This window comes from Micromonospora sp. NPDC050686 (genome assembly GCF_040654475.1).
Taxonomy (GTDB): Bacteria; Actinomycetota; Actinomycetes; order Mycobacteriales; family Micromonosporaceae; genus Micromonospora.
In genome coordinates this window covers 160,829-176,128 of the sequence record NZ_JBFAID010000004.1, presented here as the reverse complement: position 1 = coordinate 176,128, position 15,300 = coordinate 160,829, and the positions used below count along the sequence as shown (strand labels likewise).

The 15,300-nt window shown below is 70.4% G+C and carries 8 protein-coding genes; 4 read left to right on the top strand and 4 right to left on the bottom strand.

What is annotated here, in order from left to right:
- Positions 1–27: 27 nt before the first annotated feature.
- A complete protein-coding gene (locus tag AB0H57_RS06010; protein ID WP_357503149.1) occupies positions 28–5,082 on the bottom strand; it encodes an NAD-glutamate dehydrogenase in 5,055 nt (1,684 codons plus the stop codon).
- Positions 5,083–5,358: 276 nt separating this feature from the next.
- On the opposite strand from AB0H57_RS06010, the gene AB0H57_RS06005 reads away from it, so the two are divergent.
- The 4 genes from AB0H57_RS06005 to AB0H57_RS05990 all read left to right on the top strand — a co-directional run bounded on the left by AB0H57_RS06005 (position 5,359) and on the right by AB0H57_RS05990 (position 11,152).
- Positions 5,359–7,326 carry a penicillin-binding transpeptidase domain-containing protein gene (locus AB0H57_RS06005; protein ID WP_357503147.1) on the top strand — a complete coding sequence of 656 codons (1,968 nt, stop codon included), beginning with the start codon at positions 5,359–5,361 and terminating at the stop codon, positions 7,324–7,326.
- A 345-nt stretch (positions 7,327–7,671) separates the two neighbouring features.
- Positions 7,672–8,964: a prenyltransferase/squalene oxidase repeat-containing protein gene (locus tag AB0H57_RS06000; protein ID WP_357503145.1), complete on the top strand. Its 1,293-nt coding sequence runs from the start codon at positions 7,672–7,674 to the stop codon at positions 8,962–8,964.
- Positions 8,961–10,262 (top strand): methyltransferase domain-containing protein, encoded by a 1,302-nt coding sequence (locus AB0H57_RS05995; protein ID WP_357503143.1) that lies wholly within the window; start codon positions 8,961–8,963, stop codon positions 10,260–10,262. The genes AB0H57_RS06000 and AB0H57_RS05995 overlap by 4 nt, the downstream gene beginning before the upstream one ends.
- Positions 10,259–11,152: a hypothetical protein gene (locus AB0H57_RS05990; protein WP_357503142.1), complete on the top strand. Its 894-nt coding sequence runs from the start codon at positions 10,259–10,261 to the stop codon at positions 11,150–11,152. Before AB0H57_RS05995 ends, AB0H57_RS05990 begins: the two co-directional genes overlap by 4 nt.
- A 56-nt stretch (positions 11,153–11,208) precedes the next feature.
- Here the strand turns inward: AB0H57_RS05990 and AB0H57_RS05985 are convergent, their stop codons facing one another.
- The 3 genes from AB0H57_RS05985 to AB0H57_RS05975 form a co-directional block, all read right to left on the bottom strand.
- A complete protein-coding gene (locus AB0H57_RS05985) occupies positions 11,209–12,435 on the bottom strand; it encodes an arginase family protein (RefSeq protein ID WP_357503141.1) in 1,227 nt (408 codons plus the stop codon).
- 66 nt (positions 12,436–12,501) lie between these two features.
- Complete coding sequence (locus tag AB0H57_RS05980) at positions 12,502–13,419, bottom strand: tetratricopeptide repeat protein (RefSeq protein WP_357503140.1); 918 nt, start codon at positions 13,417–13,419, stop codon at positions 12,502–12,504.
- Between the two features lie 139 nt (positions 13,420–13,558).
- Positions 13,559–15,247: a methylmalonyl-CoA mutase family protein gene (locus tag AB0H57_RS05975; RefSeq protein WP_357503138.1), complete on the bottom strand. Its 1,689-nt coding sequence runs from the start codon at positions 15,245–15,247 to the stop codon at positions 13,559–13,561.
- Between the last annotated feature and the right edge of the window lie 53 nt (positions 15,248–15,300).

The following is a 15,300-nucleotide window of genomic DNA, read 5'->3' as shown; positions in this document are numbered from 1 at the left end:
CCGCACCGGGCCGCGCCGCGTCGTGGATCAGGCGGCGGCGGAGGTCCGCACCAGGGTACGGATCTGCCGCAGCAGCACGGACAGGGCCGCCAGGTCGGCCCGGGACTCGTCGAACTCGCCCATCGCCCGCTGGGCGCGGTGGATCGAGGTCGCGTTCGACTGCTCCCACTGCTGCACCCGCTCGTGCGGTGGCAGCGAGTCCGGGGTGGAGTCGAGCACCTCCGCGGTGAGCGCGGCCAGCGCGGCGTACAGGTCGTAGCGCAGCGCCATCCGGGCCAGGGTCTGCCAGCGGTCCTCGCGCGGCAGCAGGGAGATCTTCGACAGCAGGCTGTCCACCCGGAACCGGTCGGAGAGGACGAAGTAGACCGGAGCCACCTCGCCGACCTCCCGCCGCCGGCTGGCCGCGGTCTCCACCACGTCCAGCAGGCCGAAGCTGTACATCAGCCGGGTCGCCTGCTCGGCCAGCCCGCGCGGCAGCCCCTTCCCGATCATCCCGTCCATGTGCGCGACGATCGACTCCCGCTCGCTGCCGTAGAAGAGCTCCTCGAGCCCGGGCAGCAGCCGGGCGACGCCGTCACGCAGCCGGGCGATCTCCGCCGGCACGTCGATCGGCGAGCGCCGGTTGGTGACCAGCCAGCGCACCGCGCGGTCGAGCAGCCGCCGGGTGTCCAGGTAGACGGCGGTCTGCAGCTCCGGCGAGACCTTGTTGTCCAGCGCCTCGACCGCGTCCCACACCTCGCGCAGCCCGAACACCTCGCGGACCACCACGTACGCCCGGATCACGTCCGCCGCCGAGGCGGCCGTCTCCTCGACCACCCGGAAGACGAACGAGATGCCGCCCCGGTTGATCGCCTCGTTGACCAGGACCGTGGTGACGATGTCCCGGCGCAACCGGTGCCGGGCCATCCGGTCGGCGAAGCGCTCCCGCATCGGGGTCGGGAAGTAGTTGACCAGGACCTCGGTCGTCCACTCCTCGTCCGCGAGTCCCTCGGCCAGGATCTCCTTCTCCAGGACGATCTTGACGTACGCCAGCAGCACCGCGAACTCCGGCGCGCTGAGCCCGGACTCGGTGCGCACCGCCAGCTCCTCGTCCGGCGGCAGCGCCTCCAGCGCCCGGTTCAGCTGGCCGGCCCGCTCCAAATCGGTGATCATCCGCCGGTGCACCGGCAGCAGCGAGGCGGCCTGGGCCTGGGCCGTGTTGAGCGCCCGGGCCTGGTCGTAGTTGTCCTGCAACACCAGCTCGGCGACCTCGTCGGTCATCTGGGCGAGCAGCTCGTCCCGCTCCGGGACGGTCAGCGCGCCGTCGGCGACCGCCGTGTTCAGCAGGATCTTGATGTTCACCTCGTGGTCGGAGCAGTCCACCCCGGCCGCGTTGTCGATGAAGTCGGTGTAGATCCGGCCGCCTCCGACGGCGTACTCGATCCGGCCGTGCTGGGTGAAGCCCAGGTTGCCGCCCTCGCCGACCACCCGGCAGCGCAGGCTCTTGCCGTCCACCCGGATGGCGTCGTTGGACTTGTCCCCGACCTCGGCGTTGGTCTGCGTCGACGCCTTGACGTAGGTGCCGATGCCGCCGTTCCAGAACAGGTCGACCGGCGCGGTCAGGATCGCCTTCATCAGCTCCTGCGGGCTGAGCTGGGTGACGTCGTCGTCCAGCCCGAGCACCGCGCGGACCTGCGGCGTGATCGGCACCGACTTGGCGGTACGCGGATGGACGCCGCCGCCTTCCGAGATCAGCTCCGGGTTGTAGTCCGCCCAGGACGACCGGGGCAGCTCGAACAGCCGCTTGCGCTCCTCCCACGAGGTGGCGGCGTCCGGATCCGGGTCCAGGAAGATGTGCCGGTGGTCGAAGGCGGCCACCAGCCGGATGTGCTTGGACAGCAGCATCCCGTTGCCGAAGACGTCGCCGGACATGTCGCCGACGCCGGTCACCGTGAAGTCCTGGGTCTGGGTGTCGTGGCCCAGCTCCCGGAAGTGCCGCTTCACCGACTCCCAGGCGCCCCGGGCGGTGATGCCCATCTTCTTGTGGTCGTAGCCGGCCGAACCGCCGGAGGCGAACGCGTCGCCCAGCCAGAAGTGGTGCGCCGCGGAGATCTCGTTGGCGATGTCGGAGAACGATGCGGTGCCCTTGTCCGCCGCCACCACCAGGTACGGGTCGTCCGCGTCGTGCCGCACCACGTCGGCCGGCGGGACGATCTCGCCGCTGGCGATGTTGTCGGTGACGTCCAGCAGGGCGGAGATGAACTCCTTGTAGCAGATGACCGCCTCGTCCCGGTCCCCCGGCTTCTGCTTCAGCACGAAGCCGCCCTTGGCGCCCACCGGCACAATCACGGCGTTCTTCACCATCTGGGCCTTGACCAGGCCGAGCACCTCGGTGCGGAAGTCCTCCCGCCGGTCGGACCAGCGCAGGCCACCACGGGCCACCGGGCCGTACCGCAGGTGCACGCCCTCGAACCGGGGCGAGTACACGAAGATCTCGAACTTCGGCCGCGGCGCCGGCAGGTCCGGGATGGCCTGCGGGTCCAGCTTGAAGGCCACGTACGGCTTCGGCCGGCCGCCGACCGGCTTCTGGTAGAAGCTGGTGCGCAGGGTGGCCTGGATCAGCGTCAGGTACGCCCGCAGGATCCGGTCCTGGTCGAGGCTGGCCACCTCGTCCAGCGCCTCACCGATGGCGGCGACCAGCTCGCCGCCGCGCTGCCGGCGCTCGTCCAGGGTGGCCGCGCCCGGGGCGAACCGGGCCTCGAAGAGCTCCACCAGCAGCCGGGTGATCTGCGGGTACGCGATGAAGGTGGACTCCATGTAGTCCTGCGAGAAGACCGTGCCGGCCTGCCGCAGGTACTTCGCGTACGCCCGCAGCACCACCACCTGCCGCCAGGTGAGGCCGCCGCGCAGCACCAACTCGTTGAAGCCGTCCACCTCGGCCTCGCCCCGCCAGGCCGCCGCGAAGGCGTTCTCCACGTGCGGGCGCACCTCGGCCAGCTCCTGGTGCGCCTCGGGGAGGCGCAGGCCGAAGTCGTACAGGAAGACCCGGCCGTCGACCCGGTCCACCTCGTACGGGTGCTCGTCGACCACCTTCACGCCCAGCGAGTGCAGCACCGGCAGCACCGCGGAGAGCATCATCGGCTCGCCGTACCGGTAGACCTTGAACCGGACGTCCATGCTCTCGTCGGCGTCCCGGCCGGAGTCGTTGACGCGCGGCGCGAGCTGCTTGCGGAACAGGTGCATCTCGAGCTGGCCGGGCTCCTCCAGCAGCTCCAGCTTGGCCAGGTCCTTCATCGCCTCGTACGGCGTGTGCCCGTCCTTGTAGCCCTCCGGGAACGCGTCGGCGTACCGGGCGAACAGGTGCTTGGCCTGCTCGTCGCCGAGCTTGCGCTCCAGCACCAGCCGGTAGTCGTCGTCCCAGAGCCGGGTGGCGTCGGCCAACTCCTCGGCGAGCAGGTCGGCGTCGATGTCGCCGGGCGGGTTGGTGGGGTCGGTACGCACGATGAAGTGCACCCGGGCCAGCATCGACTCGGTGACCCGGGTGGTGTAGTCCACCCCGACGCCGTTCAGCTCGCGAAGCAGGATGTCCTGCATGCGCAGCCGGTTCTGGGTGGTGAACCGGTCCCGCGGCAGGTAGATCAGGCAGGAGATGAACCGCCCGTACGCGTCCCGCCGCAGGAAGACCCGCAGCTGCCGGCGGCCGGCCATCCGCAGCACGCCGATCACCGCGTGGTACAGGTCGTCGGTCTTGATCTGGAACAGCTCGTCGCGCGGGTAGGTCTCCAGGATCTGGAGCAGGTCCTTGCCGGAGTGGCTGCGCTGGCTCAGGCCCGAGCGGTCGAGCACCTCGGCCACCTTGCGGCGGACCACCGGCAGCTCCCGGACGCTGGTCCGGTACGCGGCGGTGGAGAACAGGCCGAGGAAGCGCCGCTCGCCGACCACCTCGCCCGCGTCGTTGAAGATCTTGAACCCGATGTAGTCGAGGTAGGCCGACCGGTGCACGGTGGCCCGCGAGTTCGCCTTGGTGATGATCAGCAGGCGCTTCTCGGTGACCTTCTCGTGCGCCTCCGGCGTCATGGAGTTCAGCGAGCGGGCCTCCGGGGAGTCCTGCCGCAGGATGCCCAGCCCGGTGCCGAGCACCGCCTCCAGCGCCTGCCCGCCCTCCGCGGCGTCGACCAGCCGGTACTCCCGGTAGCCGAGGAAGGTGAAGTGGTCGTGGGCCAACCAGCGGAGCAGCTCCACCGAGTCGGTGATGTCCTTCTCCGGCACCGGCGGGCGGTTGTCCGAGGTGCGGGCGGCGGCCAGCTCGTCGGCGAGGGCCAGCGCGCGCTGGCGCATCTTCGGCCAGTCCTCCACCGCCTCCCGCACGTCGGTCAGCACCCGCTGCAACTCGCGGCGCAGCCGTTCCCGCTCCGCCGGGTCGCGGACCGGGTCGATCTCGATCCGCATCCAGCTCTCGATCAGGTCGCCGGCGATGGCGTCGTCCGGCTCGACGTCGGCGCAGACCTCGGTCAGCCGGCCCAGCGGCTCCCGGCGCACCACCACCAACGGGTGCACCAGCAGGTGCACGTCCAGGTGGTGGGTGTTGAGCAGCGCCGTCACCGAGTCGACCAGGAACGGCATGTCGTCGGCGACTATCTCGACGACCGTGTGGTGCTGGTCGGCGTGCGGCTCGTGGATCCGCAGCTTCAACTCGCCGGGCACCCGCTGCTGGGCCAACTCCCGGTGTGCCCGGGCGGCCGCCAGCATCTCCTCGGCGGTGAAGCCGATCAGCTCCTCGTCCGGCGCGAACCGCCAGAAGCGGCTGACCAGGGTCGCCGCGTCGTGGTCGTCGCCGGCCAACGCCACCGCCTGAGCCACCAGGCGCTCCGCGTTCGGCACCGGCTCGTCGAGCTCGGCGTCCTCCACGTCGTCGCCCAACGCCTCCGGCGGCAGACCCAGATCGTAGATGGTGTCGATGCTCGAACCGGTCATCCCGGTCACTCCTGTGTCGAGGCGGCCGTAGCCGTCCCCGTCGGTCGCCGAATCGAAGCTGTCGTCGTCCCGGCCGGTGTCATCCTGCCGGAGGTCGGGTCCCGGTTTGATCGCCGGACGCCGGTCCATCGGTGCCACTCCCCTCGACCCACCGCGTTGTGGGTCACTCTGCCGCCCAAGCCTAGGCCCGCCGCCCTTTCCGTGTGTCGGCGGACCTCCGACCGGACGTCCGGTCCGGGACTTCGTCCTTTCGCCCGTTGCGGGCACGAGGTTGGCCGCTCGCGGATTACCCCGCGCGGCGATGTTCATCACATGGCGCGACCACCTTGTCGCGCACCGGGCGGGCGGTGCGAACGGCCAGGGCGTACTACCGTGCAGGACAGCCCAAAACCGGAGGGAAGCTCCATGCCCGTGTCGTACCCCGACCGCCGCCGTTCACCCGTTCGGGCGATGCTGGCCCCACTGACCGCTGTCGTGCTGGCCGCCGGCGCGCTGACCGGGTGCTCCGGCGGGGACGGCCCGGAGGGCAGCGTCGACGCGTTCCTGGCCGGCTGGCGCTCGGGCGACCTGAACGCCGTGGGCTTCGTCGACCCGACCGGGGCGAAGGTGCCGGCCGGCGAGGTCGGCAAGGAGCTCAAGGACCTCTCCGGGGAGCTGGCCGCCACCCCGCCGACGCTGCGCCGCTCCGGCGATCCGAAGATCACGAAGGACATCGCCACCGCCGGCTACCGGGTCGAGTGGGCGCTCCCGCAGGGCGCGAAGTGGGCGTACGACCGGCAGCTGAACCTGCGCCGGGGCGGCGACGACAAGTGGCAGGTGATCTGGGAGCCGACCCTGGTGCACGAGCAGCTCGAGACCGGCGAGCGGTTGGTGGTGGCACGCAACGGCGCCACCCGCGGCAGCATCCTGGACGCCGCCGGTCAGCCGATCGTGGCGCCGCGCAGAGTGATCGACGTCAGCATCCAGCCCAACCAGGTGTCCGACGTGCCCGGCACGATCGCGAAGCTGGACGCCGCCTTCAAGGCCATCCGCCCGCCGATCACGCCCCCGGTCGACCTCGCCGACCTGCCGAAGCGCCTCGCCTCGGCGAAGCCCACCGCGCTGGTCGGCGTGGTGACCCTGCGAGACGAGGCGTACCAGCAGATCAAGCCCAGGATCTACGACCTGCCGGGGGTGAAGTTCCCGTCCAGCGAGCGCCAGCTGGCGCCCACCCGGGAGTTCGCCCGAGCCCTGCTCGGCTCCGTCGACCAGGCGACCGCCGACGACCTGAAGGCCCACCCGGACCGTTACCGGGAGGGCGACCTGGTCGGCCACGGCGGCCTCCAGGGCCGGTACGACGAGCGGCTGGGCGGGACGGCCGGACTCACCGTGAGCGTCACCCGGACCCGCCCCGACGGCCAGCCGGAGCCGGCCGGAAAGGTCCTGTTCACGGTCGAGCCGAAGGCCGGCGAGCCGGTGCGGACCACGCTGGACGTCGCCACCCAGAACGCCGCCGACACGGCGCTGCGCGGGGAGAAGCGACGGGCCGCCCTGGTCGCGATGCGGATCAGTGACGGCGCCGTGGTGGCCGTGGCGAACGGTCCGGGGCCGGCCGGGCAGAACCTCGCCTTCACCGCCCAGGTGCCGCCCGGGTCCACGTTCAAGATGGTCAGCGCGCTCGGCCTGCTCGACCGCGGCGCGGTGACCCTGGACGGCAAGGTGAACTGCCCGAAGACCTACTCCGTCGAGGGGCGTTCGTTCAAGAACTCGGACAACTTCGAACTCGGCTCGGTGCCGTTCCGCACCGACTTCGCCAAGTCCTGCAACACCGCGTTCGCCTTCCTGGCCCCGAAGCTCGGCGCCGACGGGCTCGCCACCACCGGCCGCCAGCTGGGCCTGGAGGGCGACTGGGACCTCGGCATCGACGCCTTCACCGGCAAGGTCTCCACCGGCGGTTCGGCCGCCGAGCGGGCCGCCGCGGCGTTCGGCCAGGGCACCACGGTGGTGAGTCCGCTGGCCATGGCCGGGGCCACCGCCGCCGTGGCGCGCGGCCACTGGGAGCAGCCGAAGGTGGTGCTGGAGCCGGCCCCGGCGGAGACCGCCGAGCCGGGCCCGGAGCTCACGGCGTCCTCGCTCGGCCCGCTGCGCACCATGATGCGCGAGGTCGTCACCGTGGGCACCGCCAAGGCGCTCGCGGACGTCCCCGGCGGCCCGGTGCACGGCAAGACCGGCACCGCCGAGTACGACAACGACCCGAAGCACCTGCACTCCTGGTTCGTCGGCTGGCAGGGCGACGTCGCGTTCGCCGTCTTCGTCGAGCAGGGCGGTTCGAGCGCGGCCAGCGCGGTACCAGCCGCCGAGCGCTTCCTACGCGCCCTCGCCACCGCCCGCTGACCCCCGCTCCCACCGAACGATTCTTCAACGGGGGCGCTGGCGACCCCTGTGTCGGGTTTCCGGCAGACCCTTGCTTATCGCGCGTACTGCTGTTGACAGAGTCAAAAAGCGGGGCATTAGGCATCAATAGGTTCGTGGATTTCACCATTTCGAGTCGCCCAGGGATGAGCCGGGACTGAAACCCGGCAGCCATTCACTTGGTTCAGTCTGGTGGACCGCCCAGTCGGCCCGATAGTGTGCCCAAACCGGGCCTGGAAGATGCCCTCACGGGTTTGCGGCCACTCCCCGTGGTCGGCGGTCCCGCACATCTCGCCTGGAGGTGAGTTGCCACATCCAGTAGCTGTTTTGTCGGGCAAGTCGATCTCGGACGCCATCGACCGCGCCCTTGACTGCCTTCGGGTCAATTTTCGCTCCGGAAACAACGAGGCGGGTTGGTACCACTTCCTGGACGACCCGACACCTGGAATCACCGCCTCCGCAGTCGGCCTCTTCACCTTCCGACTCGCCGGACAGGAGTTCGAGCGGTCCGACGAGATCATCAGATACCTGGTCAGCCAGCAGGTCGACGGTCCCTCGGGCGCGGGCGGCGGATGGGCAGTTCGTACCACCAATGGATTTCCGATCATCGAAGCCACCGCCTGGGTCGTACGGGCGTTGAGCACCCCGGGCCTTGGCCGGCTGGAGGCTGTAAAGGCGCTGCAGTCCGGGGCGAACTTCCTGGTGAATAACCAGAACACCGACTTTGGCTGGGCGTCCTACGCAGGTCAGCCGTCAAGGGTCTTCCACACCGCGCTGTGTATGTTGGCGCTGCAGGAGTGCGGCGGCCCCGCCGTCGTGATCGACAACGCCAAGAAGTGGCTGCTCAGCGCGCAGAGCCCGGACGCGCCTGCTTGGGGGGCACTGCCTGGCACCGCACCAACCTTGTTGCACACAAGCATGGCGCTGCTGGCGTTGACTGGGCTGGATGGCGCGCTCTCGGTTAACACCGTCAAGAAGACGGCCGACTGGATCCTGGAACGGTTGACTCCGGGGACCCATGCCGAACGTTCCTCAACGGTCGAGGAGTTCGACGTCCCGGTTCCCGGCGATCATCCCTTCGTCTTTCAGAACATCCTTCCGCACTTCGCCGGTCCGATCGCAGTGACCGCCCTCCTCGCAGCAGGTGTGGATCCCCTGCAGCCGAAGCTGTTCACCGCGGTCTCGCAAATCTTGCGGGACCAGCAGAAGACCGGGACCTGGGAGTTGCCACGGAGTCCACTCCGAGAGTCGATCTGGGCAATCTGGCCGTTCGTATCGGCGCTGGCCCGGATGCGCGAGGCAGTCTTTCCGGTGGCCGCTGGCGAGGCTCAACTCCTGTACCCCGGCTGCGCCCTGGTACAGACCCACACCAGTGCCCGGAAGCTGACGACCGCGCTGCTGATGCGCAATTTCCTTTTGAGCTGGGTCGCAAGGCACAAGATCGCGCTCGCACTGTGGATCATCGGGGTGAGCTACTCGATTGGGGCCTTGGTGCTCTACCTGACCGGTGCGGTCGACCGGACAGAGTTCCTGATCGGACTCATCCTCCCAGCAGTGCTACTGGTCTTCCAGTTGGTCTGGGGCGCGAGAGTCAAACGCCGCGATGGTTCCGACTCGTGAACCGCGACTCGATCCTCAGCTGTGAGCTGTGCCTGGAGGTGCAGCGTGGCGACCATTCGCCGTCCCGCCCAGCCACGGTAGAAGATTCATCCCGGTTGGTCTTTCGGGTCGCGGGGGTGGATGTCATGGCCGGGCTCGGTTCCCTCGAACCCGGATACGTGCTCGTCCTTCCCCACCGTCACGTACCGAGCAGCGGGGATCTCAGCACCCCAGAGCGGTCCCTGCTGCATGCCACGGCCCGCGCGACCGCCTACCTCATCGAGCGGGTCTTCCAGCACCGGGTACTCATCGTCGAGCATGGGTCGTCCGGGAAGGCAGCAGGCCAGGCCGGCGGTGGCTGCATCACGCACTGCCACCTGCACCTCTTTCCGGTGCCGTGGGACACGGATCCGCTGGTCATGGTTCCGCCGGATGCCCACCCCGTCGCAGGCCTCAACCTGCTCGCCGAAGCGGCGGCCCGCCGCCAGAACTACTACTACCGCTCATCGCTGTCCGACGGCGGCTACCTGGCGGTCGGGAGCGAACTCGTGTCCCAGTACGCCCGGCGAATCTGGGCCGAAATCTTGGGCATGCCGGACACATGGGATTGGGCAGCTTTTCCCTATATTGAGAACTGCCACCTGACCATCAAGGAACTCCGACGGGACGAGGCGCACATGAGGGAGCGATTGAGTGCCGAGATCCTCGACGAGACGCTCGCTGCATACGCCAGCAACGCCTCCCGCTATGCGGCAGCTACCGAGGAGTTCGCAGGCAACTCGACCCTACCCGCGCAGCTCGACGAACTCCTCGCGGCCACCAGGGGCGTCGTCCTGGATGCCGGCGCGGGAGGGGGGCGGGATTCCGACTATGTGGCGGCGGCGGGCAGGCTGGCCATCGCCATGGACGCCTCGGCCGCTCTGTTGACCGAGCTGACCTGGGCACGCGACTTCTCCCGGCTGGTGGCGGACATCCGCTCCATTCCGCTTGCCGATTCGTCCGTCGGTGCCATCTGGTGCTCCGCGGTGCTGCTGCACCTCGATCCCACCGGTGCCGCCCAGGCGCTGCGAGAACTCCGGCGGGTCCTGGATCCGGACGGGCTCATGCAGGTCTCAGTCAAGGAGGGTAGGGGCATCCGCACCGAAGCACTCATTGGCACGACGGCTGTCCGGCACTTCTTCCTGTACGAGTTGCAGGAACTGACGGCGATGGCGGAGAGCGCCGGCTTTGAGGTCGTGAAGGCTTGGGTGGAGGAAGAGGACAGCTCGGGCAAGACCCTGCAGCGATGGGCCAAGGCTGTGGTCAGAAAGTCCTTGTGACCGTGCTACCCCATCTCCACCTGCATCTGGAACCCGAACAACGCAAGCGGGCCCAGCTGGGTATACGGCTCGACGTCGCCCGAGACTCGGCAGCCTTCTTCGCAGCACACGACATACGCAACGCGGCGCGACCGGCTATGTCGGGGAAGGACCTGGAGTGCTTCATCCACCAGGTGCACGCAGAGCAACGGCATGAGGGAGTGGCCCATGTCGAACTGCGACTCTCACCCCGCCGGTTCGTCGTGGACGGCCTTCCCTTCGCCGAGTTCCTGCGCATCGCGCACCACAGCATGCGCGCGCTTGAGAACCCGACACTGCGCGGCGTGCTGCTGGTCAACCGGGACAGCAGCGAGAAATTCACGGAAGACTGTCGCCGGCTGCTTCCCGGCCTGCCGCCGACGTTTGTTGGTATCGATCTTGCCGGGGACGAGAGCAGATATCCGGACAGCTCCAGGTTCCGGAATCTGTTCGCCACCGCCCGAGAATCCGGCCTGGGGGTCACGGTGCACGCCGGCGAATTTGGAAACCTGGACGGGGTGTGGCGGGCGATCGACGAGTTGGGGGCACAACGGCTGGGGCACGCGCTGGCCGCCGCGGGCAACCGGTCACTGCTGAAACGGCTCCGGGACGACTCGATCCTGGTGGAGCTCTCGATCTCGTCGAACCTGGCCCTCGGCGCAGCAGCCAGCGCGAGTCTTCACCCGGCCCGGATCTTCCTCGAAGCCGGGGTGCCGCTCAGCTTCAACACCGACATCCCGATCGAGAGCGGATCAACCATCCCGCAGGAGTTGGCTGTCGCGGCCGACGTACTCGGCCTGAGCACGTCCGAGGTAGTCACACTTCAGCAGGGGGCCTCCCGCTTCATCTTTCGGCGGTCCGCAAGGCGGTAGCGCCTTGGGGCCCTCCTCGTCGGATGCGCTAGGACCCGCCCGCTATCAGGAAGAAGTCAGGCGAGGCCAGCGGAGGCGGGCGGCTCCTCACCTGTCGACCGCAGCCCGCCCTCCTCCTGGGGGCCTATCCGACGAAGCAGGCCGGGTCCGGCGGAGACGGGCGGCCCGACAGGCTCGATCGCCGCCGCCGGAGCAGGCGCCTCCACGAGCCCCTCTCCTGGCCCGGTACCGCCGTTCGGCGAGGCGCCCTCGCTGGGTGACGCGTTTAGGACCGCTGGTCCGGTGCCAGGCCGGGTTTCGGACGCTGCCGAGGGCCGGCCGCGCTGCGGTGGCGGGGCCGACGGCAGCAGCCGGGGCGGCACCGCCTCCGGCGCGCCGACCGGGGCCAGCCCGGCCGCCACGGTGTTGACGATCTCGGCGGCGTACGACCCGTCGGGGTCGTAGTCGGGGTCGAAGACGGTCAGCTCGACGCCGAGGCAGTGCGGGGTGTCCACCAGCCCGGCGAGCAGGATCTCCAACTCGGCGAAGGCGATCCCGCCCGGGTCCGGCGCGTCGACCGCGGGCATCACCGCCGGGTCGAGCACGTCCACGTCGATGTGCACCCAGTAGCCGGCGCAGTCCGCGAGCTGCTCGTGCGCCCACTGGGCGGTCCGGGCCGCCCCCTCGGCGCGCAGCGCCGGCACCGGCCGGGTGGTGATGCCGGCGGCCTGCAGGTCGAGCCGGTACTCGTCCTGCGCCCGGATGCCGAGGACCACCACGTCGATGTCCCGGAAGTAGGGCCGGCGCCCCTCGATGGCGGCCAGGTCGGCCTGCCCCCGCCCGGTCACCAGGGCGAGATCCTCCCCCGCCGCCGCGCCCACATACGAGGCGTTGCCCGGGTGCCGGAAGTCGGAGTGGCCGTCGACGAAGACCAGGCCGATCCGGCCGCCGACCGCCTCGCCGAGCCGGTGCATGGCCAGCGCCGAGCCGAGCAGCACCGAGCAGTCCCCGCCGAGCACCAGCGGGAACTCGCCCCGGTCGATGATCTCGCCGATCCGGTCGGCCAGCAGGGTGGAGTACCCGGAGATCTCCGGCGCGTGGCAGACGCCGTCGCCCGGGCGCCAGTCCCCCGGGTCGTACCGGGGTGGGGTGAGGCAGCCGGCGTCGCGGGCCCGCAGCCGGGCGAGCAGGCCGTGGTCGCGCAGCGCACCCGGGGCCTTGGCGCAGCCCGGCACCGAGCTGGGCGTGGGTGGGCGCAGCCCCAGGTTGGTCGGCGCGTCGAGGACGGCGATCCGGCGCATCATGGGCTCCCGTCCTCGGTGGTCGGGCGGGCCGGCCGGAACGCCGGCCCGCGCTGGCGTGTGACGAACTCAGAACAGGGCGCTGGCCAGCGCCCGGCGGGCGGAGGCGACCGCCGGGTCGTCCGGGCCGGCGACGGTGAACAGCGAGACCAGGTGCTGGCGTACCCGCTCCCGCTCGTCGCCGGCGGTGCGGCGGACCAGACCGACCAGCCGCGTGTACGCCTGCTCGGCCAGGCCGCTGAGCACCTCGACGTCCGCGGCGAGCAGCTGGGCGTCGACGTCGTCGGGGGCGTCGTCGGCCGCGGCGAGCGCGGCCCGCGGGTCGGTGCCACCCACCCGGCGGGCGAGACCGACCTGGGCCAGGCCCGCCTCCGCCGCGGCGTCGGCGGGCGACTCGGCCAGGATCTTCCGGTACGCCGCCTCGGCGGCGTCCAGGTCGCCGGTCATCAGCGCGTCGTCGGCCTCGTCCAGCCGGGGGTCCTCCGGCTGGGCCACGGCGACGCCACCGGCCTTGAGCACGGCGGAGATCCACTGGCGGAGCTGGGCCTCGGGGACCACCCCGGAGAAGGCGTCGATCGGCTGGCCGCCGACCACCGCGTACACCATCGGGATGCCCTGGACCCGGAACATCTGCGCGATGCGCGGGTTGGCGTCCACGTCGACCTTTGCGAGCATCCAGGCCCCGCCGCCCTCGGCGGCCAGCCGCTCCAGCACCGGGGAGAGCTGCTTGCACGGCTCGCACCACTCGGCCCAGAAGTCCACGATCACCGGGGTCTCGAGCGACCGTTCGAGCACCTCCGTCTGGAAGGTCGCCTCGGTCACGTCGATCACGGCGGCTCCGCCGCCGGGGGCACCCGGCAGGCCGGTGGGCGGGCCGGACTGGGCCGGTGTGGCGGGACGGGCAGGGGACGGTGCGGCGGTGCGCAGCGCGCTGAGGTCGACCGCGCCGCGGGTGAAGATCGACGAGGTGATCCGTGGGTCGCTCATGGTTACCTAGTCTCGCACGCGCGAGGCGGAACTCAGATCAACCGCGACGCCGACAGTTGCAACTGTCACGCCTGGTCGGGATGCAGGGCGGGGCCCCTTCTTGACAGACGTCTGTTAAGGAGGGGCCCCGCCCAACACCTCAGAACCGCGCCGGCTCCCGGTACACGCCCCACTCACCGCGCAGGGCGTCGCAGATCTCACCGAGGGTGGCCTCGGCGCGGACCGCGTCGAGCATCGCCGGGATCATGTTGTCGCCGGTACGGCTCACCTCGACCATGCGCTGCACGGCGGCCTGGACCGCGGCGTCGTCCCGGCCGGACTTGCGCTCGGCGAGCACCCGGCGCTGCTCCAGCTCCACCTCGTGCGAGATGCGCAGGATCTCCAGCTCCTTGGCCACCGTGCCGGTGTGGCAGTTGACCCCGACGATCTTCTTGTCGCCCTTCTCCAGCGCCTGCTGGTAGACGAAGGCCGACTCGGCGATGTGCCCGGTGAACCAGCCGTCCTCGATGCCGCGCAGGATGCCGGAGGTCATCGGGCCGATCTGGTGCGGGCCCTCCCCACCGAGCTGCCTGATCCGGGCGAAGATCTCCTCCGCCTCGGCCTCGATGGAGTCGGTGAGCGCCTCGACGTACCAGGAGCCGCCGAGCGGGTCGGCCACGTTGACCACGCCGGTCTCCTCCATCAGCACCTGCTGGGTACGCAGGGCGATCTCGGCGGACTCGTCGGTGGGCAGCGCGAGAGTCTCGTCCAGGGCGTTGGTGTGCAGCGAGTTGGTGCCGCCGAGCACGGCGGCCAGCGCCTCCACCGCGGTACGGACCACGTTGTTGACCGGCTGCTGGGCGGTCAGCGACACCCCGGCGGTCTGCGTGTGGAACCTCAGCCAGAGCGCCTTCTCGCTGGTGGCGCCGTACACGTCGCGGAGCCAGCGGGCCCAGATCCGGCGGGCGGCCCGGAACTTGGCGATCTCCTCGAAGAAGTCCACGTGCGAGTCGAAGAAGAAGCTCAGGCCGGGGGCGAAGACGTTGACGTCCAGCCCGCGGCTCAGCCCCAGCTCGACGTACCCGAAGCCGTCGGCCAGGGTGTACGCCAGCTCCTGCGCGGCGGTCGAGCCGGCCTCGCGGATGTGGTAGCCGGAGACCGACAGCGGCTTGTAGCGCGGGATCTCGGCAGCGCAGTATTCCATCAGGTCGCCGATCAGGCGCAGGTGCGGCTCCGGGTCGAAGAGCCACTCCTTCTGCGCGATGTACTCCTTGAAGATGTCGGTCTGCAGGGTGCCGTCCAGTTTGGACAGGTCGGCGCCCTGCCGCTCGGCGGCGACCAGGTACATGCAGAACACCGGCACGGCCGGCCCGGAGATGGTCATCGACGTGGTGACCGCGGCCAGGTCGATGCCGTCGAAGAGCGCCTGCATGTCGGTGGCGGTGTCGATGGCGACGCCGCAGTGCCCGACCTCGCCGAGCGCCTGCGGGTCGTCGGAGTCGCGGCCCATCAGGGTCGGCATGTCGAACGCGACCGAGAGCCCGCCGCCACCGGCGCCGAGGATCATCTTGTAGCGCTCGTTGGTCTGCCGCGCGTTGCCGAAGCCGGCGAACTGCCGGATGGTCCAGGTCCGCCCGCGGTAGCCGGTCGGATGCAGACCCCGGGTGTACGGGAACTCGCCCGGCCAGCCGATCCGCTCGAAGCCCGGGTAGGCGGCACCCTCCGGCGGCCCGTAGACCGGCTCGACGGGCATCCCCGAGAGCGTGGTGAAGTCCGCGTCCCGCTTACGCGCGGAGTCGTACCGGGCCTGCCAGCGGGCCCGTCCGGCGGCGATCTCGTCGGCGTTCATGCGGGGCTCCTCCTCGAGTCCTCGACTGAAGACCGAGTGTAGAACGCCCGCCT